Here is a 23,607-nt window from a genome sequence, read left to right on the forward strand (position 1 = left end):
CATGAGCAAAAAAAGTCTTTGCAAGGGTTGTTTAGAAAATGTGATCGTGACAGAAGAGGTTATCCAGGAGCTTTTGCTAGAGGCAATGGAAGATATGACGAAAGTCGTTAACGATCATGTTTATGTTAAACGGCTGACTGTTTGCCAGTCATGCCCATCCTTGTATTATGGTACAACTTGTATCCATAGCGGATCGATCGTCCGGTACCGGGCTAAGTTCAAAAACAACAGCTGCCCTTTTCCATGTGGTCCGAAATGGTAAAAGGATCTTGCTTCTGTTTAGCACCTAAAAAATGTAAGCTATAACTATTATTTTCTGAAATCCTGGAAAACATCAGAATGAAAGGATGAAAAGAGCATGAATAATAATAAAGCAAAAATGATACTGGAAAAAGATTTTAGGGTAGCTGAGATTGATAAGCGAATATATGGGTCTTTCGTTGAACACCTTGGTCGTGCTGTTTACGGGGGGATCTATGAACCTAATCATCCAGATGCAAATGAGAACGGTTTCAGGCAGGATGTTATTGAAATAGTGAAAGAACTGCAGGTTCCGCTTGTCCGATATCCTGGCGGTAATTTTGTTTCTGGATATAATTGGGAAGATGGAGTTGGTCCTATGACACAAAGGCCGCGCCGTCTGGATCTTGCTTGGAGAACAACCGAAACAAACGAGGTTGGAACAAATGAATTTATGCAATGGGCAAAGATTGTCAATTCAGAAGTAAATATGGCTGTAAACCTAGGAACCCGAGGAATTGATGCTGCTAGAAACTTAGTAGAATATTGTAATCATCCATCCGGCTCCTATTATAGTGATCTAAGAATTTCCCATGGTTACAAAGAACCCCATAAGATTAAAACATGGTGCCTAGGTAATGAGATGGATGGTCCTTGGCAGATCGGCCACAAGACAGCAGAGGAGTATGGAAGAATTGCGTCAGAGGCTGCAAAAGTTATGAAGTGGGTCGATCCATCCATTGAGCTTGTTGCATGCGGAAGCTCGCACCGCAATATGCCTACCTTTGCAGAATGGGAAGCAACTGTATTGGATCACACCTATGACCAAGTCGAGTATATCTCCCTGCATCAATACTACGGAAATCGTGATAATGATGTAGCGAACTATCTAGCATTATCCTTGGAAATGGATGACTTTATTCGTTCAGTAATTTCAATTGCAGATTATATTAAGGCGAAGAAACATAGTAAAAAGAAGATTAACCTTGCATTTGACGAATGGAATGTCTGGTATCATTCTAATGAGGCAGACAAGTTAATTGAACCTTGGAGTATTGCTCCCGCACAGCTTGAGGATAATTATAACTTTGAGGATGCTTTGTTAGTAGGATGTATGTTGATTACCATGCTGAAGCATGCTGATCGTTTGAAGATTGCATGCCTGGCCCAATTGGTGAATGTTATTGCACCGATTATGACAGAAGAAAACGGAAAAGCCTGGAAACAAACCATTTTTTATCCTTTTATGCATACATCAGTATTTGGCCGTGGGGTTGCCTTGAATCCAATCATTTCAAGCCCGAAATATGATAGTAAAGACTTCACTGATGTGCCGAAACTTGAGTCTGCAGCTGTCTTTAACGAAGAAAATGATGAGCTCACTATTTTTGCGGTTAACCGCGATTTAAAAGAAGGATTGCTGTTAGAATGCGATATTCGTAATTTTGAAGGGTATAAGGTTGTTGAACATATTGTTCTTGAAAATGACGATGTGAAACAAACAAATTCAGCCCAGGCAACACCTGTCGCCCCTCATGCGAATGGCAATGCTGCATTTGATAATGGGATTGTAACAGCTTTATTGTCAAAGCTTTCTTGGAATGTGATACGTTTAGCGAAAAAGTAACTTTACAATGCCCATATCTTTTCCAGGTTAATATTTGGAAAAGATATGGATTTGTCATTTTTAACAGAATAGTAATAACAAGGTAATTGGAAGGATGATGAAAATGAAAATAATTAAGGAGAAGTTTGCAGAAAAAGATGGTAAAATCATAAACTCTTTTACGATGATTAATAGAAACGGCATTGAAATCTCTTGTATTAATTATGGGTGCACCATTACAAAAATAAATGTCCCTGACCGGCATGGAAACTATGAAAACATTGTGCTCGGTTACGAAACTTTTGAGGAATATGAAAAAGGAACCGCCTATTTTGGTGCTGTCATCGGCAGGGTAGCCGGACGAATTAAGGGAGCAGCATTCGATCTAGATGGCATTCCTTATCAACTGCAGCAAAACAATAACAGAAATCATCTTCACGGTGGTTTAGAAGGTTTTCATAAAGTTTTATGGGCAGCAGAATCTTTTGAGACTGACAAAAAGGCTGGAGTGAAATTTACATATACAAGTCCCAATGGGGAAGCGGGATATCCGGGTAATGTTTCGTTGGTCGTTACTTATACTCTTGATAATTTCGATGAATTGACGATTAATTATCATGGCCAAACAGATCAAAAAACGCTCCTTACTATGACGAATCACTCCTATTTTAATTTGAGCGGCAACTTAAAAAGGGATACATTAAAGCATTCTTTGACATTAAAGAGCAATTCCTTCCTGGAATTGGATCAGGAATTGCTGCCGACTGGAATAATACAAGATGTTGAAGGAACGGACTTCGATTTTCGTATAGGGAGATTGATTCAAAGCGGTGCTGAATCAGACCATCAACAATGTATTTTAGCGGGTAAAGGGTATGATCATCCTTTCTTATTAGGTGCTAATCATGATCAGGAAATTTTTTTAGAAGACCCTGAAAGCGGGAGAACGTTGACTATCGAAACGGATGAAGTTGCTGTCGTTTTTTATTCAGGGACTCAGCTTACATCCCATGGCGAAATTTACGGTGTTCCATCCAGAAAATATTTGGGAATTTGTTTAGAAACACAAGGATTGCCTGACGCAATTCATCATCCGCATCTACCATCCTGGATCCTTGATAATGACAAGGAATATTCCTCAAAGACAAAATATAAATTTGGACTGGGCAAATAATTAGGAGAAGTTGAAGGGTTATAGCCACGAGATTTTATCATACAGTGGCGGACATTCTAACAATGCTGCAGGATACATACTTATTATACTAAAAAACAGTCAACCAGAAAATTCTAAATGACTTTTATAATACGACGGGATGGCGTTTCTTTAGAGGACGCCTTTTAGAGTTCTGCTTGCAGAGCATCAAAAGAAAGTGTATTAATTTTGTATACCTCCTAACTTATCTATAATCATCATTTTTGACACGAAAAATCCACTCCTCAGTCATCTGAAATTCCGCAATTTTTATCCTTGACATCACCTTCGAATAATCATATAGTTAATAAAGTTAATAGTTAAGTAGGTTAAATATTAATTTCATTAAGTGTACAGGAGGGGAAAATGGATACAAGACAGGAACTTACGTATGAATTTCTCTCTAATTACCGGAAGTTAAATAAAATGACCAGGACAAATTTGAATGAATTGCTGGAAACTTATCTCCCGTTCAATGAATTTATGGTCCTTCGTCTGATTCGCGAGCAGAGCCGCCAAAATGTCAGCCAAATAGCTGAACGATTAAGTGTTTCAAGCAGCCATATCACTTCTGTAAGTGAAAAACTGATCAAAAAGGGCTATTTGAACCGGATGCGCGCTGAGGATGACAGAAGAGTGGTCTATTTGGAGATGACTGAAACGGGAGAAAAAGTGACAACTGAAGTGGAATCGACCATTACAGAATACTTTCATCACAAACTGGAAAACGTAACCGATGAAGAAATCATTGTGTTTAATCAATTATTAACGAAATTAATAGATGAACAATAGAGGTGGAAAAATGGAACATTTAAGTCATAAAGAAAAAATTACGATTATGATTGCGATTATTGCCGCGATGTTTTTCGCTGCTGTCAATCAAACAATTGTCGGGAATGCTTTGCCGAAGATTATTTCAGATCTTGGAGGACTGGACTATTACAGCTGGGTATTTACGATTTACATGCTGACAAGTGCGATCACAACGATCCTTGTCGGTAAGCTGTCAGATATTTATGGAAGAAAGCCGTTTATCATTATTGGTATCATTATTTTTTCAATCGGTGCATTTTTAGCCGGAACATCAACGGACATCTTTCAGCTGATTATCTACCGCGGAATTCAGGGATTTGGTGCAGGGATGATTATGTCTACAGCTTTTACTGCTGTAGGAGATCTTTTCGCGCCGCGTGAACGGGGAAAATGGCAGGGTGCCATGAGTGCAGTCTTCGGGATTTCAAGTGTGTTTGGTCCAACACTTGGCGGCTATATCGTTGATAACCTTGAGTGGAAATGGGTCTTCTGGGTGTTCTTGCCGCTTGGTATAGTAGCTCTCGTTCTAATTTGGAAGCTTTTCCCTTCAACTGTTAAAAAAGCAGGTGAGAAAGTCGACTATCTTGGATCCGTCTTTTTATCATCAGCGATCACAACGGCATTACTGGCTTTTTCATGGGCAGGAACAAAATATGACTGGGATTCTGTTCAGATATTATCTTTATTTGGAGCTTTAGCGCTGTCTCTGATCATTTTTATCTTTGTTGAAAGAAAAGCGGTGAGTCCGATCTTGCCATTGGACTTATTTAAAAACAGCATTTTTACGATTTCAAATATTATCGGTTTTGTCATCGGAGTTTCCATGTTCGGAGGCGTCATGTACGTGCCTTACTTTATTCAGGGAGTACTTGGCTATTCAGCTACACATTCCAGCTTTCTGACGATGTCGATGACTCTTGGATTAGTTTTTGCCAGTGCTCTTGGCGGCCAGATTATTTCGAAAACAGGAAAATATAAGCTGCAGGCCATCATCGGTCTTTTTATTTCTGCAATAGGTCTTTACTTGCTTTCTACAATGACTGTAGAAACGTCTCAATACCTATTGGTGTTTTATTTAACTTTAGTAGGATTCGGTATAGGAATTGGCATGACGGTCTTTACCTTAACAGTACAAAATGCGGTAGATCAAAAGCTGCTTGGTGTCGCAACTGCTTCGTCACAGCTTTTCAGATCTGTAGGCGGAACGGTTGGGGTTGCCATCATGGGAACCTTGCTCAACTCACGGATGCAGGATAAAATGGCGTCCATGAGTCAAACGGGAGACACCAATCAAATGGCCGCATCACCGGAACTTGCCGGCAAATTGGAATCCCTTCAAAATCCTCAGCTACTGCTTGACCATGAAAAACTTGAGGGCCTTAAAAATACATTGCCGCAAGAGGCGATTCCTTTCTTTGATAATGTTATTCTCAAGCTTCAGGATTCTTTGAGCTATGCATTATCTGGTGTTTTCATCTTTGTAACCATTACGATGGCCGTCGCAATTCTCTTAACATTCTTTATTAAAGAAGTTCCGCTTAGAAGTGCGAAGGATCAGCCATCTGTAAAAAAAGAAAATATCATTAAAACAGGAAAATTACAGAGCAACGAAAATTAATGGTAAACCAAGGTGCATTTCGTGCCTTGGTTTTTTTGATTATAAAATGAAATTTTTTCCAAAAAAAGCTATAATTGAAAGGGGAGAATTCATATATAGGAAAGGGATGAGCTTTATGACAAATGCTATTCAGCTGTACGATTATCACAAGTGGTCTAATACCAGAGTGTTTAGCCGATTGAAGGAACTGCCGAAGGAATTGTATACAAACGAAATAGAAAGTGTATTTCCGTCTCTGTCCCATGTCATGGTTCACATTTATCTTACGGATGCCCTTTGGCTGAAAGTGATCAAGCAGGATTCTTTTGAAAGTATAATGGCTTATCTTGCAGAGGCTCAAAAAGAAACAGAGAATAGGAGTATGGAAGAATTAGAGAATATGTTTGCAAAACTTGCGAATGAATACGAATTATTTTTAAAAGACAATAAAGATACAGAAAGAGCATTCACAATTGAACACCCTAAGTATGGAAAATTAGAGACAAATGTTTTTGAATTGATCCAGCATGTAGCAAACCACGGAACCTATCACCGCGGAAACATCACAGCAATGCTTAGGCAGCAGGGTGTGCCAGGTGTATCTTTGGATTATGTGTTTTATCTTTATGAAAAGAAAAAGGACAGCAGCATTGAATAAATACGGACATTGGCTGCTCGTTATTTTGGTAGGGTTCAGCTTTATTCCCGGCATTTATTATTTCGAATTTACTTTGCCCTATGTTATGGCAATCATCTTTGGAGTCATTGGATTTATTGCAGTCCTTTACATGTCAATCTCAATCCGGATAAATCAAAAGAATAAAACCTCTTAGTGGACATACATATAGAAATGAACATTCTATGACGTCTGCACAGCAAAAGTAGTTTTTAGGCCCTTCATATCTTATAATAAAAGAAAAAAGTGTACTGGAGGTTCACCTATGCTTCAAACACCAATTGGCCGCTTTAGGCTCATGGGATTCATCGAAGGAGCGTCTTTGCTGATTCTTCTTTTTATTGCCATGCCTTTAAAACATATGGCAGGAATCCCTATGGCCGTAACAATTGTGGGATCACTTCATGGCTTTTTCTTTATCACGTATTTGCTGATCATTGCCTATACTACGTATAAAATCAGATGGTCATTCGCCTGGGTATTCAGTGCAGTCGCTGTAGCGTTTATTCCATTTGGCAACATGATTCTGGATGCGAGACTAAAAAAAGCAAATTTATAAGAAAAAGAAATGTACAAATGACCTTTGCGAAAAGGTTATTTTTTTATGCTTTTTCAAGTTTCATCCTGCTCCCCTTTTTATCTGCAGTGATATCATTACACCTGGTTGGGGGGAGGATGGGAGTTGCTTCAAAAATGACTGGATAAGCGCCAAAAAGAGCAGGATATTGAAAGTGGATATGCATCATCCTGCTCCTGTATTCGCAGATAAGCAATGAAAAAAAGCATCCGATTATTCGGATGCATACTTAACAATCCCATGTAAATAAACGGAATATTCGCGCTGCACAACTTCTCTTAATTTGATTTTTCCTTCTCTTTCTAATTCTGATACAAATTGATCAATCTGCCGTGCCTCTTCCTTCGTAGTCTTTTGAACCTCAATGGAAAACAAATTACCACGGCTGGCGTGATGCATTTTTTTAAATAATTTATCCTTATTCATTGGGTCATCCCCTTTATCCTATTCATTTTCGACATAAATGGAGAAATTCCTCTAATTACTAATTATATTAATAATAGAAAATTTTTAATAAAATCGTATGTTGCTACTAAAGTAACTATCATTGATAGGTCTATAGACCATTTATCCAGCTCTATCTTTTGCACCATGTCTATCATTTCTTAAAAGAGTAAACTAGAATTGCCTAGTTTACAGAAAATTCTAATAAAGGAAGTGTTTTTTTTGAAAAAAGAAATGATAGCGTTTACTTTATCGGCGGCTATGCTTGCATCAGTGCTGCCGATCCCTCACCATGCTGTAAATGCAGAAACCTCCCAGCTGCAGAGTCTGCCTATACCAGGAGCACAGAATGTAGTTGAAACTTATTTTGATGGAGTGAACGGAAATTACTTAACAACGAAAAATCCTCTTCAATTCCAAAATGCCACTGTGTTTGGAAACATTGGTCTTGCTCCTGTCAATTGGGGAAATGCAAATGAAGGGACAGGCTGGTTTAAGATGAATAAACCCGCAGCCATCAGTGGAACTCAGGTGAACGGAGCTTTTGAAGACGCTCAGTTTGTAATACGTGTCCCTGATAAGTGGAATGGGAAACTTGTGGTGGCTGGTATTCCTGCTACTCGAAATGAAACGTCAACAGACTTACTGTTCAGTGATTTTGTACTTGAAAAAGGGTATGCGTTTGCAGCTATTGACAAGGGAACACAAGGAGAGATGGATCCTAGTGACCCATTTGCAAAAGCGAAGAACGCTCTGGCTGCCGAAGGTGATAGCGTCGCAGAGTGGAATAAGCGCTTCAGACAGATCACGAAAGCCGCTCAATCGTATTTAGCGGAACATTATCAAGAGCAGCTGATTTCTTCAAAAGATAAATCAAATCCAGCACATCATTTGGTGAGAAAGAATCACAGTGTTCCTACTTATGCAATGGGGATCTCAAATGGGGGATATGTCGTCAGGTTTGCTCTGGAGCATGACGGCCGCCAGAAAAAAGAAAACCGCTTGTTTGATGGAGGTGTAGATTGGGAAGGTGTTCTTTGGACGGAAAAGCAGCCAAACTTAATTTCTTCTCTCACAGCAGTTGTTAATCATGCTGAGGCTGCGCTCTACGGCACTGGAAAAGAAAAAGAAATAGCTATGAAAGAAATGTATAAAGCGGGCATCCCAAAAGGATCGGAAAAATTGTGGTCATACCATGATCAGGTTTATTGGTTTATTACAGCGAACATCTATCGTGACCATTTTGATCCAAATGCACCGGACAGCATTCCGTGGAGAAACTACTTAAACTTTATAAATGGAGTCAGAGACAGAAGCTACGATTATATTTTTGAAGATTACAAGTATCAAAGCCGTCCGAAAAGTGTTAAAGAGAACATAAAAGAAATTGCTAATACGGGTGACATAGATGTTCCGCTTATCAGTTTTACAGGAACATTGGATGCATTGATTTTCCCTGATATTCATGCCAGGGGCTATGAAAAACTTGTGAAAAAAGCTGGCAGGGAAAAGCTTCACCGCATGTATTCGATTGAAAATGGGAATCATGTTGACAGTCTAGTATGGAATTCTGCTACGGACTCAGACAAAAAACTGCAGCCGCTGCTCCCTTATGCCCATCAGTCTTTTGATTTATTGGTAGATTGGGTAGAGAATGGGGAGAAGGCACCTCGAAGCAAGACAATTCCTGTCCCTGATGATACAACGAAGGTCATCGACCTTAAAACTGGAGAAGAGGTTGAGCCAAGGTAAGAAATGATTCTGAACCAGTAACTTAGGTATACATGGAGATTAAATTTATAGGTAACAAATCCTGTATTAAACTTTTAATATGGGATTTTTGTTTTGACTTTATCTTTACCTTATTAAAACCCTTTGGCCTTACTAATCCCCCATAGGTAAAAAGAAAAATCCCACTGAGTGAAGTGTCACTTTATCGTAAAGCTTCTTGCTGGCTTCTTTCCCATTAGAAGAGGAGAGGGAGCAATATCCCTCTCCTGTACCTTCATGAGTAACAGCATTTCATATCATTTACAGCAATCAAATCCCATTTAATTCTACAAAAATAGAAACACGGCAGAAATAAACACTCCTGTAATTAACATGATAACAAGACCATAGCCCATGATGTCTTTTGCTTTTAACCCTGCGATTGCCAGAGCAGGAAGGGCATAGAACGGCTGGATCATATTCGTCCAGGCATCTCCCCATGCTACCGCCATTGCCGTTTTCGGTAAAGAAACATCCAAATTCTGAGCGGCTTCCAGCATGACTGGAGCTTGAACAGCCCATTGTCCGCCGCCTGATGGTACGAAGAAGTTAACTAATCCTGCACTCCATAAGGTGAATAAGTGAAATGTGTGTTCATTTGATATCGCTATGAACGCATTAGATAATACTCCAGCTAAGCCTGATGCAGAGACAATCCCCATTAACCCAGCGTAAAATGGAAATTGAATAATAATGCCGCTTGCACTTTTCACTGAGTCTGTTACCGCTTTCAAAAATTGTCTTGGTGTTTTATGCAAGATGATGCCGATGAAGAGAAATAAAAAATTCACGATATCAAGGTTAAGAGCAAAACCATTTTTGACAAAGTAATAGACTAAAAAGGCGATACCCAACAATCCAATAAGTAATGAAAGGATTTGGCTAGTTTCTAATCGATCAGCTGGCGTCAGAACAGCTTGTTCCTCACTGGCTGCTTCGAAAAATTCTTTGTTCTCTAACAAAGCTGGATCAATGACAAACGCTTTATCTTTTGGCGGCACCATCAATCTGTTAATAATCGGCACTAAAATAAAAAGGCCCGCCAGAATAACTAAATTAAAAACAGAAAAAATCGTTTCGCTTGTAGGAACAACTCCAATGAGGTGTTCAGTAAAATGTCCAGGAGTTGCAATGGTCAAGGCGACAGATCCAGAAAGCCCGCCGCTCCAAATGATAAAGCCGCTATAAGCACTTGCTATCAATAAACGATAGTCGACACCCTCTACTTTTGCAGCAATCTCTTTTGCAAACAAAGCTCCGATGATTAATCCGAATCCCCAATTTATCCAGCACGCTGCAAGCGCTACAACCGTAACTAGGATAATGGCTTGTCCCGGAGTTTTTGGCAATTTGGCTAAGTTTCCTAATAGTTTTTTAAAAAAGGGACTGCTTGCCATTACATGACCTGTTACGATAATTAACACCATTTGCATCGAAAAAGCTAATAAACTCCAAAACCCGCCACCCCAATATTCAATAATTTGAACAGGTGTACTATTCGTAAAGATAAGTGCAAGGCCACAAACAAAAAAGGTAAGCAAAATAACTAATAAAAAAGGATCAGGCATATACCTTTGCATCAATCTGTTCGAAAAAGAGATCAGGATTTTCATGTTATTTCCCCCTATTGTATTGATGAACTGTAATCTTTAAAACCTCATCTTGTATTTTATAAGAATTATTCCATTTTTCTTATATTTTTAGATTATTTCGATTAAATTTTACATTTTCCTGCATTTTTAAGTTTTTTTAGGGGATAGAATGAAGTCTAAGAGGGTTTCAACACTAAAGGGATCGAATAGAATTGAGTTTTGTCCGAAGGAAACAAAAAAAATAAATTACAATCTTAATAGGCAGTTTTTTTATCACAAATGGAGGGTTTAAAGAAGGAGTTTTATGATGATCGGTTGAACATAACCATATTCAGGTTATTCATAGTGGCAGATATTGCTTCTAATAAACAATCTTGGAGTGGTTATTTTGGAAATAGTTTTAGAAAAGGCAATAGACTCTGATGCAGATTCTATTTTTGATATGCAAGTAAAGTCATTTACGCCATTATTGGAGAAATATAAAGACTACGATACTAGTCCTGCAAATGAAACCATAAATCGAGTTATTACTAGAATAAATAATCCTTCAGGTGAATTTTATAAAATCCTGGTTGATAACATTCTTGTGGGGGCAATATGTATATGCTGGAAAGTGGAAACATCACAATTTTGGATAAGTCCAATGTTTATTCTGCCTGATTTTCAAGGTAAGGGGATCGCTCAGAGAGCAATAAAAATGGTTGAAAAGATGTTCCCTCAAGCTGCCAGTTGGGAATTAGCCACAATATTGGAGGAAGAACGCAATTGTTATCTCTATGAAAAAATGGGTTACTCCGTGACTGGTATAAGAAAAAAGATGAATGATCAAACAACGCTTGTATTATACCTGAAAATAACGGGCCATTTGAATCAGATATAAAAAAGATTATGCTTTCCTTTCAAAATAAAATTTGACGAAAATCATGAACTTTTGGGAGCCGGATCACCGGCTCCCTTCTTATTTAAATGACCATGTCGGGACCTTTTTCTTTTCTAGAATTATCGTCTGAATACCGGCGGCAATTTTTTGAATTCCTTTAGCAATTAACTCATCTTCCACTTGTGAAACACTGAGTCTCAGGACATTTTCCTTTTTATATGCAGGAAGATACATTCTTTCGGCATTATCTAAAAAGACATTTTCTTTCTCTAATAAGCTAATAAGCTGCTGTGCTATTAAAGGAGGAGGCAAGTGAATAGTTGAGTAAAATCCTGATAATGAACCTGTATAAACTGCATCAGGAGGCAAGTATTCCGAGTAGGCCTTCTGCAGTAGCTTTCCTTTTTTATGGTAAGTCTGTCTAATTTTTGAGATGTGCGCATCAAACATTCCGTTTTTTAAGTAAATTTCAAGTGCACCCTGTGTGAGAACAGGGGTGTGAACATCAGAAGCGAACTTTACCTGCAAAAAATCTGCTTTAAGCGCTTCAGGCATGACAATTAAACCAAGTCTGAGCCCTGGCAGCAGTGTTTTTGAAAAGCTTTTCGTGTATATGACTCTTCCTGAGGGGTCATATGCAAACATTGGATCCTGCTTCATATTCGGATCAAGGTCACCCATATAATCATCTTCCACTATGTATACGTCGTATTTTTGGGCAAGTTCAACGATTTTTTTCTTTTCTGCGTTTGTGTAGCTGTATCCGGTTGGATTATGAAAGCGTGAGACGGTATAAAAGAATTTAATGTTTTCATATTTGAAGATTTCCTCTAAACGATCCAGATCAATGCCGTTTTTTTGAATTTCAATGCCAACAGCATCCGCTTTTTGTGTCTTAAGCGATTCAATAAATCCTGGATGCGTCGGCTGTTCTGCACATATTTTGCTCTTTCCATTAGGAAATGGAAGAGAGACAAGAAGATGAAGGGCTTGCTGTGAGCCAGTTACGGCAGCAATCCGTTCAGGCACAGTAAATACCTGAAGATCCTGCAAATGCCTGGCAAGCTGTTTGCGGAGGGAGTACAGGCCCTGAAGCTCTGAATAGGAGAACATGTCTTCTTTATAGCGATCGATTGCCTGATTTATGCAATGCTTAAAGTCCAGGTAAGGCATGGCTTCCTTGTCAGGTCCAGCTGATAAAAAATCAATCTTTCTGTTTTGTGAAGACTCTTTTTTCTGAAATTGATAGTCTTCTACAAGGTAATAACCGCTCTTTTTGACTGAGTAGATTTGATGATTCAGTTCCAGTTCCTGATAAGCTTTGATAATTGTATTCTTACTGCAGGATAGTTCTTCCGATAAAGCTCTTATTGAAGGAAGTCTGCTCCCTGGCTTTAATACTCCAGCTGCTGCACGATGTGCAATTTCCATCATAACCTCTTCGTATTTTTTCTTTGTCATCAGCTTCTCCTCCTAAATCTGTACGGGTACAGAGCAAGAAAAATGGGATTTCGGTTCCTGATAAGGATAAGTATACTTGAAATCAATAAATCCTGGTGCTTTTCATCAGTATAGAAAAGCAGAGAAAGAAGGTGGAAATGCCGTTTGGCAAGCTTCGTTTAAAATGAAATACTTTAAAAAGGAGAATGCAAAAAATGAAGAGAATGATGATGTTTTTACTCAGTATCTTATTAGTGTGCATGACGGGATCCCCCGTAAGTGCTGAAGCTCCAAATCAAGAAAACCTGCAGGTGGCCGAGCTGTTTAAAGGAAAACAAGGAACCATTGTGGTTAAAAATCTGAAAACAGATAAAATTTATGTTTATAACAAAAAGAGAAGCAAGAAGCGCCTGACACCTGAATCGACTTTCAAAGTGCCAAATGCGTTAATTGGGTTAGAAACAGGTGCGGTCAAAGATGAATATGAAGTGAGGAGATGGGACGGAACACTCAGGGAAATTGAAGATTGGAACAGGGATCATACCTTAGCTTCTGGTATGAGGTATTCTGTCATTTGGTACTACCAATCGATGGCAAGAGATATTGGTTCTGCTGCGATGCAGGAAAATGTTGATTTGCTGAACTATGGAAATCGCGACATAGGCGGAGGAATCGATCGTTTCTGGCTTGACAGCAGTTTAAAAATATCTGCACAAGAACAAATCCGTTTTTTTGAAAATCTTGTTGAAGAGACACTTCCTTTTGATAAGCAGCAAATGAGAACAGTTAAAAGAATCATGATTAATGAAGAAGCGGATTCATATGTGCAGCATGGCAAAACGGGTACACGCCTTTCAGATCTTGGGCTCGGCTGGTTTGTTGGATACGCCGAAACAGAAAAAGCTGAATGGGTTTTTGCGGCAAATATAGACGGAAGCGGAACCGAGGCAAAGAATATCACGATAGAGGTATTGAAACAGTTAAAAATAATTAGTAAATAAGAAAAAATGAAACAAGGAAACAAGATCTAAAGAACATTGGGTCTTGTTTTTTTATTGAAAATGCAATTTCAGCATGAATTCTATAATGCCTATCCCCTAATACAAAATCCCCACTAAATCCCACTTTTCAATTCATAACTTCCGGGAGTATGATTCATTCATATGTTAAAAGATTTGAGAAAGAAGATGAAGGCAGTGAAAAAGGTTTTCAGCAGTTTACTAGTTTTATTCCTGATGCTAAATCAAATGCCTCTAATAGGCAAAGCCGAGTCGAATACTCAGCAAATCGGGTCTGTAAAAGGGAACAGCGTCAATGTATACTCTTCTCCAAAATTAAGCTCGGCTGTGGCAGCTGTTCTTCAAAAAGGTGATGAATATCCTCTTATTCAATCAGCAGCGGGAGATTCTGCCGATGCTATTACACATAAAGTTACCAGCGGAAATACTCTATGGAAACTAGCCAATCAATATGGAACATCCGTTCAAGAACTGAAAATGTTCAATGGCTTAAAAAATGATAAGATTTCGCTTGGTCAAAATATAAAGATTCCTCAGTCCGTTCAAGTTCATCAAGTAATTTCTGGTGATACACTTTGGAAAATCACGAACAAATATGGAGTAACAATCAATGATATTACCAAGCTGAATACTTTGAAGACAACTCAGCTTAAAATAGGCCAAAAATTAAAAATTCCTGTGTATTATTATGAAGTTCAGCTGCTTGGCGGGAAAAAAGGGTGGATCAAAAAATCGCACCTGCAAGTGAAAACAAGCAAACGTGTTGTCATGGGCTGGAGTTTTAATGGAACATCAAATACTTACATTCAGCAGATGAAAAACAAACCAAATTTAAATGTAGTCTCACCGCGCTGGTTTACGCTATCTCAATCGGAATCAGGTGTTACAGTTAAAACGGAACCTGCATATACAGAGGCAGCACATGCTGCAGGGAAAAAGGTTTGGCCGCTTCTTGGCAACAGCTTTGACCCTGTTCTGACAGATTCGGTCATAGGCAATTCAGAAAAAAGACAAAAACTTGTTTCTGCTCTTCAGAGTGCATTAATTAATAACAAGAGTGATGGAATTAATGTGGATTTTGAAAACATTGATATAAAAAATAAACAGGATTATGTAACGTTTATCAGGGAACTAAAAACAGCTCTGAAACCTCATGGAATCATCGTGTCTGTCGATGTGACCAGATCAAGTGATGACCCATTCTGGTCTGGAAGCTTAGACCGCAAAGAACTCGGTAAAATAGCCGATTATGTGATTATGATGGGATACGATGAGCATTGGGGAGGGGGACCGGAAGCGGGTTCTGTTGCTTCCCTGCCTTGGGTTGAAGAAGGTATTAAGCTGCTAATGAAAGATGTGCCCACACATAAAATCATTCTTGCTGTGCCTTTTTATACGAGAGAATGGGTGACAGACTTATCTGATGGCAAGCTGAGAAGCATCGACCGCTCAATGGCGGAAGTGAATCAAATGATATCATCAAAAGGGCTTAAGAAGGTATGGGATCAGAAAGCATCACAGTATTATGCTGAATTCACTGAAAACGGTGAAAAACATCAATTGTGGATAGAGGATAAAAAATCAATTGAGCTAAGAATGAAGATGGTGAAAGAGAATCATTTAGGCGGAGCTGCAGCATGGTATATAGGCTCTGAAACTCCAGATATTTGGGATGTTTATCATTTTCATTGAGTTATTTTATATCATTTACTTTCAGGAATAAAGCGTTTTAATGAATTCCGCAGATTAATGCCTGACATCACACAGCGGATGTTGACTCTTCAGCTTCGTGAATTAGAAAAAGATGGAGTAGTGCACAGGGAAATCTATAAAGAAGTTCCGCCAAAGGTAGAATATTCGTTAACTGAGTTCGGTCATACATTAGAACCAATTATTATGCTTATGAGAGATTGGGGGGAAAGGTATAACAAAGAAATCGCACGGAAAAAAGTGGAGTCTTAAATTATTTACGCCATTCGACCTGGTTACAGAGTTATCGGGCCAACGAGGGTTGATATATTTTTTGACTAGTTTAATAGTTTATAGGAGGGAGTTGCTATCGACAATAAAAAGCGAATTTTAGTTACTTTAATCAATATAAAAAGCCAGGAAAGATAACCTGGCTTATCAAGGCAATGGCGCTTCTTGACCATATTATCGTGACCCATAGGGGACCATTAAAGGCTATCTATAAGAAAAGAGCAAGGGCCATGCCCCTTTGTTTATCTAACTAATAAACCTTTTGAAGCTTAAATTCTATGAACATAAACGAATGGAGGAAAAAACATCCGTTTTTTCATGAATCAAACAGGCGTTGAGCCTGTTGCTTGAGGGGGATGTGGCGGTACCCAAATAGAAAGTTTTTTGATTATGAATGTTCTCTTGCTGATGCAGTTTTTAGCAAATCACGAATATCCGTTAATAACTCTTCTTCTTTGGTTAATGCAGGTTCTGTTACTTCCTCTTGTTTTTCTTCTTTTTTCTTAAGCCTGTTAAATAATTTGATAAACAAGAAAATAGAAAATGCAACAATTAAAAAGTCTATAATTGTTTGAATAAACGCTCCATACTTTACTTCAGCACTTCCAACTATAATTTGTAAATTTTTGAAATCGATACCACCCATTATTAGTCCAATGAGTGGCATGATCATATCATTCACTAACGATGTGACAATCTTACCAAAAGCTGCACCTATTATTACACCTACAGCTAAATCAAACACATTGCCCTTTAAGGCAAATTCCCTAAATTCTTTTATCATTTAAATTTCCTCCTAATTATTAAGAAGCTGGTTTACAAAAAATATAATAGATTAATTTGGAAGTAAATTAATTAGAGTAACAAACAGCCATGGTAATATTAGAAAGGTTTGGTCGTATTTATTCAAACCCTTTTTAGTATTTCGTAAGTGAGTTTTCACTTTGCAAATAAGTGGTTTCCTATACTAATTACTGTGTCTCTAGTGAAAATCCAATCATCGGTTGCTAGGGTTGGATTATAATAATAAACTGATCCATAAGAAGGATCCCAACCCTTTAGGGCATCAATTACTGCTCGATAAGAATAGCTATTGGGAGTCAAATAATATTGACCATCATGTACAGCTGTAAAAGCATTTGTCTGGAAAATAACATCGTAAGTATTTTTAGGAAAACCCGGCGTTGACATCCGGTTCAAAATAACAGCAGCTACAGCTACTTTTCCTTCATAAGACTCACCGCGAGCTTCTCCATGAACAACCTTTGCCATCATTTCTATATTATTTAATTTTCTTCTAGTTTGAAGTCCAATGACTCCATCTGGTGATAACCGAGTATCAAGTTGAAATTGTCTAACGGCATTATCTGTAATAGAACCATAAAACCCTGTTGGTTTACTGGTGAAATACCCCATTTTCTTTAAACTTTCTTGTAAGTTATAAACTGCTTGTCCTTGACTTCCCTTGTATAAAACTTCTTGAGCAAAGGTTGAATTTGGTACAACAAACATTAAGCAAATAATAATAGCAAATGAAATTTTAATATTTAACCTCAATTAATCCCACTTCCTTCGATTAATATTCCGCCATAGAAAATGAATCTTTGCCCAACCTTGATTTCCTAAAACAGTAACAACTGCACTATCCTCTGAACAGCCAAGAATTTTTGATTACTGAGGTTTAAGATTTTACAAGGACTTTAAATGTCTCATATACTTATATCAAAAAAATTATAATCTTATCGGTGCAAAAACATCAATATCTCTCAATCAGAATTGCTGAACACTGTCAATCTCAAATGATAAGGCATGAGAACAAAGAAATTAAAACATAGAAGGACTATCCATATTTCCCTTCTTCACTTTTAGAATTCTAGATTTCTTCATAATTATGAACTTGTTAATTTCTCAAAAAAAACATGTTTTTCAAGTTTTGATAAACGCTGTAAAATATCGATTTTGTTTGATTTATCAACATTTTGTTTGTTTATTTCAGTGATATGTCTGCGTAATTTAATATTTTCCTCCATTAAATCTTCCATATGTTTTTCAATAGATTGATAATCTTTAATTATCAAATCAAGATACTCATCCACCTCATTACAATGATATCCCTTAAGAGCTTTGCTGAATTTTTGACTCCATATATCTACAGCAGTGAAATGAATTTTATTTAAATACATTGCGATACTCACCTCTTAAAACGATAAAATCTATGTATCTTCTTCCTCCTCTGTCTGTTTTTTAAGGCTTAACAATCTGCTAAACATAAAGATAAAAACTATGATCAAAGTAGAAAATCGTTTGAATTTTGAAGTTATTGTATTTAACCACCACCTTTCCTATTTTCGTAAATCAATAAAATTAATACAGCCAAAATAACGCTAATCAGTTCACATCATTAACCAAGGATGCTGCAACTTTAATGTTGTACAATTCATCCCCCATACTATTAACCATGGATCTATCCGTCCTGAATTTTTAACCTAAGATATATATATCATATTTTTGTCGAGAATTGTTAGTAAAATACCTAAAAGACCAAAAAACCCTCCCAAAGCTACTGATATAAAAATTCTATAGTCCTATTTACCAATCACAAAAAATTTATAAGCCTTATTATACGAACGCCATATAGTTGTAATCATATGAAGGCTTTTTGATTAATTTCCTATTTTCTAATAGTTGAGGGTATATTTTTATTCCGGTTCTTTTAGAAAAAATGATAGAAACAAATATAAGACTTCAAGAACTAACTTTGGTTAAGTAAACAAGTAAAATTAAGAGTATGTAGGGAATAAAGTTTTAGATAGAAATTAAACGAGCGAGAAAAAATTCTTGATGTGGAATACAGAAGAAGAAAAAACAGGATTGAAGTTAAGTTTCAAGAGTCTGTTGAATAATTAGTATGGTCTGTCCAAGTAACTAGAGGTAAGCCTCTTCTTTTTACTTCTTTTTTAATAATACAAATAAAATCTTTGTCTAAATTTAATTCAACTGCTTTACGGTAAACATCTAACAATATTTCATCAGCTAAATTTTTCATATTCTCCACCTCCTTTTTTCCACAACATGAAAAAATATACAATAAAAAAATAATCAAGTTAAGTAAAAAGTTAATTCTAAAAATTCGTAAAAATAAAATTATAAAATTTACAGGAAAATAAAAGGTAAAAAGGCAGGCTGGAAGACAAGTTTGACCATATTTACCAGATTGATTAAATAAGGTCCTGTTATGTGCTTGCTACCTATGAAGCCTATAATGGAAAATACGATAAAGATAGGAGATTTTGAGGTTTTGATATAAGAGGTGAGCTTTCATGACACTATTACAAATGAAGCGTTATTTCTTAAATGAAAAAGAACGCGAAACATACGAGAATACTCTTTTAAAAAGACAGCCCGAACTGTTGGAGAGAATCCTTGAAATGGATGACGAAGAGTTATTAGAGAGATTGAAATAAGAAAAGCGAAGCTTAACATCATAGAAAAGCTCTGGCGCCTTATCAGGAGACAGTGCTAAGCATCGATATAAAAGGCCGCTCTGTTTATATGAAAGCGGCCTTTTATAGTGTATCCAGGTAATCCGAAACCAACTTTGCTAAATACTCATGATGATCATAGAGTTGCTATGTCATTAGCACTTATTGGTTCAAAAGTTGAGGGAATTCAAATAAATGATCCAGGATGCGTTTCTAAAACTTGTCCCCAGTATTTTGGGTTGTTGGAGAGCTTAGACTTGAATATACGTAATCTTTAAATGTTGGTTAAAGCGATTAGATCAAAAAGGGTAGTCTAAATCCTTATTGATGCTTAAAGGAAATTGTGATTAGTGCCTAAGGAAAAATCCCTCCTTTTAGTTAAAAAAGAAGGGATTTTTGGCAATCCCATAAATCATTTTTTATTCCTGGAATAACAAAAGTATAATGCATTCAAGTCCTTTTTTATTTTCTGTTTTCAAGTATTAATTGCAACAATATTGTTTTTTACAAACTGTTATATTTCTTTTAAGAAATCGATCAACCTATTCAAGTCATTAGAATTGAGTTCATCCAAATAATCAAAGAATTGATGACTAATCTCAAAAATGTTTAAGCCGAGTTCATCCCTTGAATTTAGAGTAGTCATCCCGACAACCAGACCGACAAATACCGATAGCTGAACGTATGGTTTATTAGAGATGGTAATGACAAATTTTATGAGCGATCTAGTTTCCTTACCTAGCTGGTTAAGGTGAAAAACTAAAATACCTAAAAAATAGTAGCAAAATTCAACTTTCTCCATTTTTAATAACATTTGGTTAACAGATTCAGTATAAGATTTGTTTTCTAAAGCCACTATGAAATCTATTACTCTGCCCTTTATTTCTCTCACTTCTTCGGTTGTTGATATTTGTTTATTGACGTCTGTAAATAATTTTATTACCTCTTGAGTAGGACTGAATACAACTATAGAACGACCCGTGTCATTTGAATTTTTTTTATAGGTGCGTTCTAAATAACCTTCCTTTTCCAATACTTGCATGACATCATATGCAGTCCATTTACTGACACCAATTGCATTCGCAATTGTTTCGTAATGTACAGGCAATAGAGTATCTTGATATATTTTAACGATTTCCTCTAAAAATTGTTTTCTGCGTTTTGTGATACTCATATTAACTCCTTTAAAGATTTAATCTAGGTGTATTTTAAAACATTAACAATAATGATTTTTATTAATTATTTAAGGGTTCATTTTTCAATTATTTCATTTTATCTTTTTATAAAATGAAAAATCAAATTATATCTTGTAAAGGCTTTCGCAGGAAAACTGACGATTCCATACCCTATAAAAGTTTGAGAAGTTAGGGTATCAATCATTAACATTTTAAATTATACATATATTTCTTGAAACATTTTCTCCTTCGTTATCTTTCCCTTGATTTTCAAGTTGAAAACTACCACTTAAATCTTCAAAACATTAAATATAGGATAATGATACCAAATAATAAAGGTGCAAATCTAGTATTATTGTTCTAATCAAACTAAAATTTTATGTATTCAAATTTTCAAAAAATCATCTACTTTCCGGCTGGTTTTAGACAAGATTCTTCTATCTATTTATTTCTACTTGGATAGATGACAGGGGCCTTGCTGTAGGATTCTAAGTACTGAATCGCTAAGGAATAGACTGGGATCTTATCTACTGTTATAACACGAGGTTTACAAATATAAGAAGCAGCCAAGGCCTTCTTGAAAAAGTGATGGCTGCTAGTTTATCTCTTGACTTGATTGTTTCAGACAGTTCTTTATATTGAATTGATTGTATTTTTTTTCGACTTTTTGCAACGTCTGCCGGGATTATACTGATACCAAGTCCATAATGAACTGCTTCAAAATAGATTCAAGTGAATCAAACTCATGATAGCCGGATCATGAGTTTGATTCTCCTTGGAAAAATCTAACGTTTTGTTTCTATATATGCAATTTAGATCGCTATTAACAATTAACGTTTGTTCATGTTGATTTTCAAATTGACTATTTTTAGGTGGAAGGAGTAAGAATTTCTCAAAATAACTATAAACAGTTGCGAAATTTCAATAATTATATGCACCATTTACAAATACACCATCAAGTTCTCCATAGGAAAGCATTTGTCGACGGTCTGAAACTTCAGTCAATCAGACTGGAGTTTTTGCATTGATTCTTTTCATTAGATAACAGGATAGTACTGCTCATACCTCATATTTGTATAATATGGAGGTCGTGGTACGATTTTAGGTATATGAAAGAGCAATTGATTAGCATTGTAAACGATTGTATTTTTTTTAGATGATGCATGATTGAGCAGCATCAGTTTTACTTCAGGATTATATTCATAGTAGTGCACAGCAGAAGCCTCCTAACACGTTTTAATAACCACTTTATTCATGATTCCCCACTAATGAGTCCGTCCTAAAAATGATAAAATCACTCTCACTGATTGAGCCCAACTAACATAAAGTAACCTAATTAATGGTTTCCCGAGGAGGGCTTATAAATGTCATTTGACAAATATGCAGAAAAAAGACCATCCCCAGAAGAATATCCAATGTATCCTAATTACGGGAAAATAACACGATATCAGGATGTTCCTGTTACTGTTCCGGAACAACGGCAGCTTAGGCAGCCAGGTCTGGAAAAATGGATGATTCCAAGACCAATCATTGAAAACCCGGGATATAAAGGGAGCGGCAAACTAAAAGATAAGGTTGCCCTTATCACTGGAGGAGACAGCGGGATTGGTGCGACTGCAGCCATTGCTTTTGCAAAGGAAGGAGCAGATATTGCAATAGCCTACTTAGATGAACATGAGGATGCAAACCGGACGAAAAGCCGAATAGAAGAACTTGGTCGGCGCTGTTTGGCAATGCCCGGAGATCTGAGGAAAAAAGAGCAATGCATCAATATCGTTGAAAAAACAATCCAAACCTTCGGTAATCTCCATATCCTGTGCAATCATGTCGGGATTCAGTTTCAGCAAGTAAGCTTACTTGATATTTCAGATGAGCAATTTGATGATACATTTAAAGTAAATATATATTCTCATTTTTACACGAGCCGTGCAGCCCTCCCATACTTAAAAGCCGGCAGCTCCATCATAAATACATCATCTGTTGTAACATTTGCAGGCAATAAGCAATTGATCGATTATACAGCCACAAAAGGCGCAAATATTGGCTTTACCCGCGCATTGGCAAATAATCTTATCGACAAAGGCATCAGAGTTAATGCTGTTGCACCGGGCCGTGTGTGGACTCCGCTTATTCCTTCGAGCTTTTCCGCTGATCAAGTACCCCTCGTGGATAATCCAATGGAGCGGCAGGGACAGCCATTTGAACTTGCCCCTACTTTTGTCTATCTGGCATCTGATGATTCACGTTATGTGACGGGTCAAACGCTTCATGTGAATGGCGGGGAGTGGACATCATCCTAATCTTGTATTTTTTTAGAGCTGCTCTATGCAGCTTTTTATTTTTAAGTGATTATCCCAAAGATTAGGAAATAGAAGGGTTTATGTAATTTAAGGAGAATTTCTTAATAAATAATAAAATGGAGGCTGCAAAAAAATGAAGAACTTGTTTTCAAGAGTAGGTTATCATTACATTCCTGTCTCGGATATTGATAAATCGATAAGATGGTACACCGATCATTTAGGACTAAAGCTGATTTCTAAATTCACAGATCGCGGTTCAAATGTTGCTGTTCTGCATTATCCTCATAAGAACGCGATCGCATCTCTATTAATCGAAACAAGCGATCAAAACCCCTTGGAAATCATGAGAAACGGGGAAGCTTTCCCAATTGCTGCATTGAATTGTGATGATATCGAATATACCCATCACCAGCTAAAAGAAAAAGGATTGAACATTGGTGAAATAATAACTTTGGGCAATGGCGAAGCAAAATATTTTTATTTCAGGGATAATGAAGGCAATTTGCTGGAAGCAGCCTGGTCCATTTGGGATCCGAAGGACGAAATAAAAGATGAATGGCAAGCTGAAGATGCTAATAATTTATCCCTTTCATAATAAATGAAGGAAATGGGATATTGTTAATTCTACAACACGAGCAGACTGGAGCTGTTTGTGTTTTTTTGTGCGGGGATTTATCTAATTAACAGGAAAATTAAAGTGCTTTAAAATAGGAGGAGTGTGAGCTATTTTTATTTAATCCCTTCATTGATTGTGATATTATTTAGTAATCCGAAATAAATTTATGGTATTCAGTTAAATTAGGAGAGATACAGTGAATCAATTA

At 36.9% G+C, this 23,607-nt stretch carries 25 protein-coding genes and 2 pseudogenes; 17 read left to right on the top strand and 10 right to left on the bottom strand.

Translation table 11 applies throughout. The features are described 5' to 3' along the window. Position 1: 1 nt before the first annotated feature. From QFZ72_RS12965 to QFZ72_RS13000, 8 genes are all read left to right on the top strand, one after another. Positions 2-262, top strand: coding sequence for a DUF6171 family protein (locus QFZ72_RS12965; protein WP_307433876.1), 261 nt, complete (start codon positions 2-4; stop codon positions 260-262). Between the two features lie 96 nt (positions 263-358). Beyond that, the gene (arfA, locus tag QFZ72_RS12970; RefSeq protein ID WP_307433878.1) at positions 359-1,867 is read left to right on the top strand and encodes an arabinosylfuranosidase ArfA; all 1,509 of its coding nucleotides are present in this window, start codon (positions 359-361) and stop codon (positions 1,865-1,867) included. A 103-nt stretch (positions 1,868-1,970) separates the two neighbouring features. Beyond that, positions 1,971-3,020 (top strand): aldose epimerase family protein, encoded by a 1,050-nt coding sequence (locus QFZ72_RS12975; RefSeq protein WP_307433880.1) that lies wholly within the window; start codon positions 1,971-1,973, stop codon positions 3,018-3,020. A 384-nt stretch (positions 3,021-3,404) separates the two neighbouring features. Beyond that, positions 3,405-3,830: a MarR family winged helix-turn-helix transcriptional regulator gene (locus QFZ72_RS12980; RefSeq protein ID WP_307433881.1), complete on the top strand. Its 426-nt coding sequence runs from the start codon at positions 3,405-3,407 to the stop codon at positions 3,828-3,830. Between the two features lie 10 nt (positions 3,831-3,840). After that, positions 3,841-5,469, top strand: a complete 1,629-nt coding sequence (locus tag QFZ72_RS12985) for an MDR family MFS transporter (protein WP_307433883.1) — start codon at positions 3,841-3,843, stop codon at positions 5,467-5,469. Between the two features lie 115 nt (positions 5,470-5,584). Further along, positions 5,585-6,106 carry a DinB family protein gene (locus QFZ72_RS12990; protein WP_307433885.1) on the top strand — a complete coding sequence of 174 codons (522 nt, stop codon included), beginning with the start codon at positions 5,585-5,587 and terminating at the stop codon, positions 6,104-6,106. Further along, positions 6,075-6,281 (top strand): hypothetical protein, encoded by a 207-nt coding sequence (locus tag QFZ72_RS12995; protein WP_307433887.1) that lies wholly within the window; start codon positions 6,075-6,077, stop codon positions 6,279-6,281. Before QFZ72_RS12990 ends, QFZ72_RS12995 begins: the two co-directional genes overlap by 32 nt. 108 nt (positions 6,282-6,389) lie before the next feature. Continuing rightward, positions 6,390-6,683, top strand: a complete 294-nt coding sequence (locus tag QFZ72_RS13000; RefSeq protein ID WP_307433889.1) for a DUF3817 domain-containing protein — start codon at positions 6,390-6,392, stop codon at positions 6,681-6,683. Between the two features lie 231 nt (positions 6,684-6,914). Here the strand turns inward: QFZ72_RS13000 and QFZ72_RS13005 are convergent, their stop codons facing one another. Next, positions 6,915-7,127 (bottom strand): hypothetical protein, encoded by a 213-nt coding sequence (locus tag QFZ72_RS13005; protein ID WP_307433891.1) that lies wholly within the window; start codon positions 7,125-7,127, stop codon positions 6,915-6,917. Between the two features lie 240 nt (positions 7,128-7,367). Here QFZ72_RS13005 and QFZ72_RS13010 point away from each other — a divergent pair, with 240 nt between their 5' ends. After that, a complete protein-coding gene (locus QFZ72_RS13010) occupies positions 7,368-8,897 on the top strand; it encodes an alpha/beta hydrolase (RefSeq protein WP_307433893.1) in 1,530 nt (509 codons plus the stop codon). 305 nt (positions 8,898-9,202) lie between these two features. On the opposite strand, the gene QFZ72_RS13015 is transcribed toward QFZ72_RS13010, so the two are convergent. Continuing rightward, entirely contained in the window at positions 9,203-10,528 is a 1,326-nt protein-coding gene (locus QFZ72_RS13015; protein WP_307433895.1) for a short-chain fatty acid transporter, read from the bottom strand. A 367-nt stretch (positions 10,529-10,895) separates the two neighbouring features. Here QFZ72_RS13015 and QFZ72_RS13020 point away from each other — a divergent pair, with 367 nt between their 5' ends. Beyond that, positions 10,896-11,387, top strand: coding sequence for a GNAT family N-acetyltransferase (locus QFZ72_RS13020; protein WP_307433897.1), 492 nt, complete (start codon positions 10,896-10,898; stop codon positions 11,385-11,387). Between the two features lie 78 nt (positions 11,388-11,465). Here QFZ72_RS13020 and QFZ72_RS13025 read toward each other — a convergent pair whose 3' ends face one another. Further along, positions 11,466-12,848 carry an aminotransferase-like domain-containing protein gene (locus tag QFZ72_RS13025; protein WP_307433899.1) on the bottom strand — a complete coding sequence of 461 codons (1,383 nt, stop codon included), beginning with the start codon at positions 12,846-12,848 and terminating at the stop codon, positions 11,466-11,468. Between the two features lie 194 nt (positions 12,849-13,042). On the opposite strand from QFZ72_RS13025, the gene blaOXA reads away from it, so the two are divergent. The 3 genes and pseudogenes from blaOXA to QFZ72_RS13040 form a co-directional block, all read left to right on the top strand. Further along, positions 13,043-13,828 (top strand): class D beta-lactamase, encoded by a 786-nt coding sequence (gene blaOXA, locus QFZ72_RS13030; protein WP_307433900.1) that lies wholly within the window; start codon positions 13,043-13,045, stop codon positions 13,826-13,828. Between the two features lie 162 nt (positions 13,829-13,990). Continuing rightward, positions 13,991-15,538 carry a LysM peptidoglycan-binding domain-containing protein gene (locus tag QFZ72_RS13035; protein ID WP_307433902.1) on the top strand — a complete coding sequence of 516 codons (1,548 nt, stop codon included), beginning with the start codon at positions 13,991-13,993 and terminating at the stop codon, positions 15,536-15,538. Continuing rightward, positions 15,539-15,808 (top strand): annotated as a pseudogene (locus tag QFZ72_RS13040) (winged helix-turn-helix transcriptional regulator); the annotation flags it as partial. A 406-nt stretch (positions 15,809-16,214) separates the two neighbouring features. Here QFZ72_RS13040 and mscL read toward each other — a convergent pair. The 4 genes from mscL to QFZ72_RS13060 form a co-directional block, all read right to left on the bottom strand. After that, a complete protein-coding gene (gene mscL / locus QFZ72_RS13045) occupies positions 16,215-16,610 on the bottom strand; it encodes a large conductance mechanosensitive channel protein MscL (RefSeq protein WP_307433904.1) in 396 nt (131 codons plus the stop codon). Positions 16,611-16,765: 155 nt separating this feature from the next. Then, positions 16,766-17,383, bottom strand: coding sequence for a cell wall hydrolase (locus QFZ72_RS13050; RefSeq protein WP_307433906.1), 618 nt, complete (start codon positions 17,381-17,383; stop codon positions 16,766-16,768). Positions 17,384-17,715: 332 nt separating this feature from the next. Further along, on the bottom strand, positions 17,716-18,009 hold the full coding sequence (locus QFZ72_RS13055) for a DivIVA domain-containing protein (RefSeq protein WP_307433908.1): 294 nt from the start codon (positions 18,007-18,009) through the stop codon (positions 17,716-17,718). A 701-nt stretch (positions 18,010-18,710) separates the two neighbouring features. Next, a complete protein-coding gene (locus QFZ72_RS13060; protein WP_307433910.1) occupies positions 18,711-18,872 on the bottom strand; it encodes a sporulation histidine kinase inhibitor Sda in 162 nt (53 codons plus the stop codon). Between the two features lie 274 nt (positions 18,873-19,146). On the opposite strand from QFZ72_RS13060, the gene QFZ72_RS13065 reads away from it, so the two are divergent. Continuing rightward, a complete protein-coding gene (locus tag QFZ72_RS13065) occupies positions 19,147-19,290 on the top strand; it encodes a hypothetical protein (protein ID WP_307433912.1) in 144 nt (47 codons plus the stop codon). A 107-nt stretch (positions 19,291-19,397) separates the two neighbouring features. Further along, positions 19,398-19,586, top strand: a complete 189-nt coding sequence (locus QFZ72_RS13070; RefSeq protein ID WP_373464514.1) for a hypothetical protein — start codon at positions 19,398-19,400, stop codon at positions 19,584-19,586. A gap of 236 nt (positions 19,587-19,822) precedes the next feature. Here QFZ72_RS13070 and QFZ72_RS13075 read toward each other — a convergent pair whose 3' ends face one another. The 3 genes and pseudogenes from QFZ72_RS13075 to QFZ72_RS13085 all read right to left on the bottom strand — a co-directional run bounded on the left by QFZ72_RS13075 (position 19,823) and on the right by QFZ72_RS13085 (position 21,697). Then, the gene (locus tag QFZ72_RS13075; RefSeq protein WP_307433914.1) at positions 19,823-20,482 is read right to left on the bottom strand and encodes a LexA family protein; all 660 of its coding nucleotides are present in this window, start codon (positions 20,480-20,482) and stop codon (positions 19,823-19,825) included. Positions 20,483-20,951: 469 nt separating this feature from the next. Continuing rightward, positions 20,952-21,097 (bottom strand): annotated as a pseudogene (locus QFZ72_RS13080) (IS6 family transposase); the annotation flags it as partial. Between the two features lie 423 nt (positions 21,098-21,520). After that, complete coding sequence (locus QFZ72_RS13085; protein WP_307433916.1) at positions 21,521-21,697, bottom strand: hypothetical protein; 177 nt, start codon at positions 21,695-21,697, stop codon at positions 21,521-21,523. A gap of 150 nt (positions 21,698-21,847) precedes the next feature. Between QFZ72_RS13085 and QFZ72_RS13090 the strand changes: the two genes are divergently transcribed. Both QFZ72_RS13090 and QFZ72_RS13095 read left to right on the top strand, forming a co-directional pair. Next, positions 21,848-22,783 (top strand): SDR family oxidoreductase, encoded by a 936-nt coding sequence (locus tag QFZ72_RS13090; protein ID WP_307433918.1) that lies wholly within the window; start codon positions 21,848-21,850, stop codon positions 22,781-22,783. A gap of 133 nt (positions 22,784-22,916) precedes the next feature. Beyond that, entirely contained in the window at positions 22,917-23,378 is a 462-nt protein-coding gene (locus tag QFZ72_RS13095; RefSeq protein ID WP_307433920.1) for a VOC family protein, read from the top strand. Positions 23,379-23,607: the final 229 nt, after the last annotated feature.

It is taken from the genome of Bacillus sp. V2I10 (genome assembly GCF_030817055.1).
Lineage (GTDB): Bacteria > Bacillota > Bacilli > Bacillales > Bacillaceae > Bacillus_P.

Bases quoted from the DNA above. Each gene is read 5' to 3' on its own strand.
- QFZ72_RS13090 (WP_307433918.1), top strand. From the start codon at position 21,848: ATGTCATTTGACAAATATGCAGAAAAAAGACCATCCCCAGAAGAATAT.
- QFZ72_RS13065 (WP_307433912.1), top strand. From the start codon at position 19,147: ATGACACTATTACAAATGAAGCGTTATTTCTTAAATGAAAAAGAACGC.
- QFZ72_RS13000 (WP_307433889.1), top strand. From the start codon at position 6,390: ATGCTTCAAACACCAATTGGCCGCTTTAGGCTCATGGGATTCATCGAA.
- QFZ72_RS12985 (WP_307433883.1), top strand. From the start codon at position 3,841: ATGGAACATTTAAGTCATAAAGAAAAAATTACGATTATGATTGCGATT.
- QFZ72_RS13015 (WP_307433895.1), bottom strand. From the start codon at position 10,528: ATGAAAATCCTGATCTCTTTTTCGAACAGATTGATGCAAAGGTATATG.
- QFZ72_RS12975 (WP_307433880.1), top strand. From the start codon at position 1,971: ATGAAAATAATTAAGGAGAAGTTTGCAGAAAAAGATGGTAAAATCATA.
- QFZ72_RS13005 (WP_307433891.1), bottom strand. From the start codon at position 7,127: ATGAATAAGGATAAATTATTTAAAAAAATGCATCACGCCAGCCGTGGT.
- QFZ72_RS12990 (WP_307433885.1), top strand. From the start codon at position 5,585: ATGACAAATGCTATTCAGCTGTACGATTATCACAAGTGGTCTAATACC.
- QFZ72_RS13025 (WP_307433899.1), bottom strand. From the start codon at position 12,848: ATGACAAAGAAAAAATACGAAGAGGTTATGATGGAAATTGCACATCGT.
- QFZ72_RS13095 (WP_307433920.1), top strand. From the start codon at position 22,917: ATGAAGAACTTGTTTTCAAGAGTAGGTTATCATTACATTCCTGTCTCG.
- QFZ72_RS13075 (WP_307433914.1), bottom strand. From the start codon at position 20,482: ATGAGTATCACAAAACGCAGAAAACAATTTTTAGAGGAAATCGTTAAA.
- QFZ72_RS12965 (WP_307433876.1), top strand. From the start codon at position 2: ATGAGCAAAAAAAGTCTTTGCAAGGGTTGTTTAGAAAATGTGATCGTG.
- QFZ72_RS13035 (WP_307433902.1), top strand. From the start codon at position 13,991: ATGTTAAAAGATTTGAGAAAGAAGATGAAGGCAGTGAAAAAGGTTTTC.
- QFZ72_RS12980 (WP_307433881.1), top strand. From the start codon at position 3,405: ATGGATACAAGACAGGAACTTACGTATGAATTTCTCTCTAATTACCGG.
- QFZ72_RS12995 (WP_307433887.1), top strand. From the start codon at position 6,075: ATGAAAAGAAAAAGGACAGCAGCATTGAATAAATACGGACATTGGCTG.
- mscL (WP_307433904.1), bottom strand. From the start codon at position 16,610: ATGATAAAAGAATTTAGGGAATTTGCCTTAAAGGGCAATGTGTTTGAT.
- QFZ72_RS13055 (WP_307433908.1), bottom strand. From the start codon at position 18,009: ATGTATTTAAATAAAATTCATTTCACTGCTGTAGATATATGGAGTCAA.
- QFZ72_RS13060 (WP_307433910.1), bottom strand. From the start codon at position 18,872: ATGAAAAATTTAGCTGATGAAATATTGTTAGATGTTTACCGTAAAGCA.
- blaOXA (WP_307433900.1), top strand. From the start codon at position 13,043: ATGAAGAGAATGATGATGTTTTTACTCAGTATCTTATTAGTGTGCATG.
- arfA (WP_307433878.1), top strand. From the start codon at position 359: ATGAATAATAATAAAGCAAAAATGATACTGGAAAAAGATTTTAGGGTA.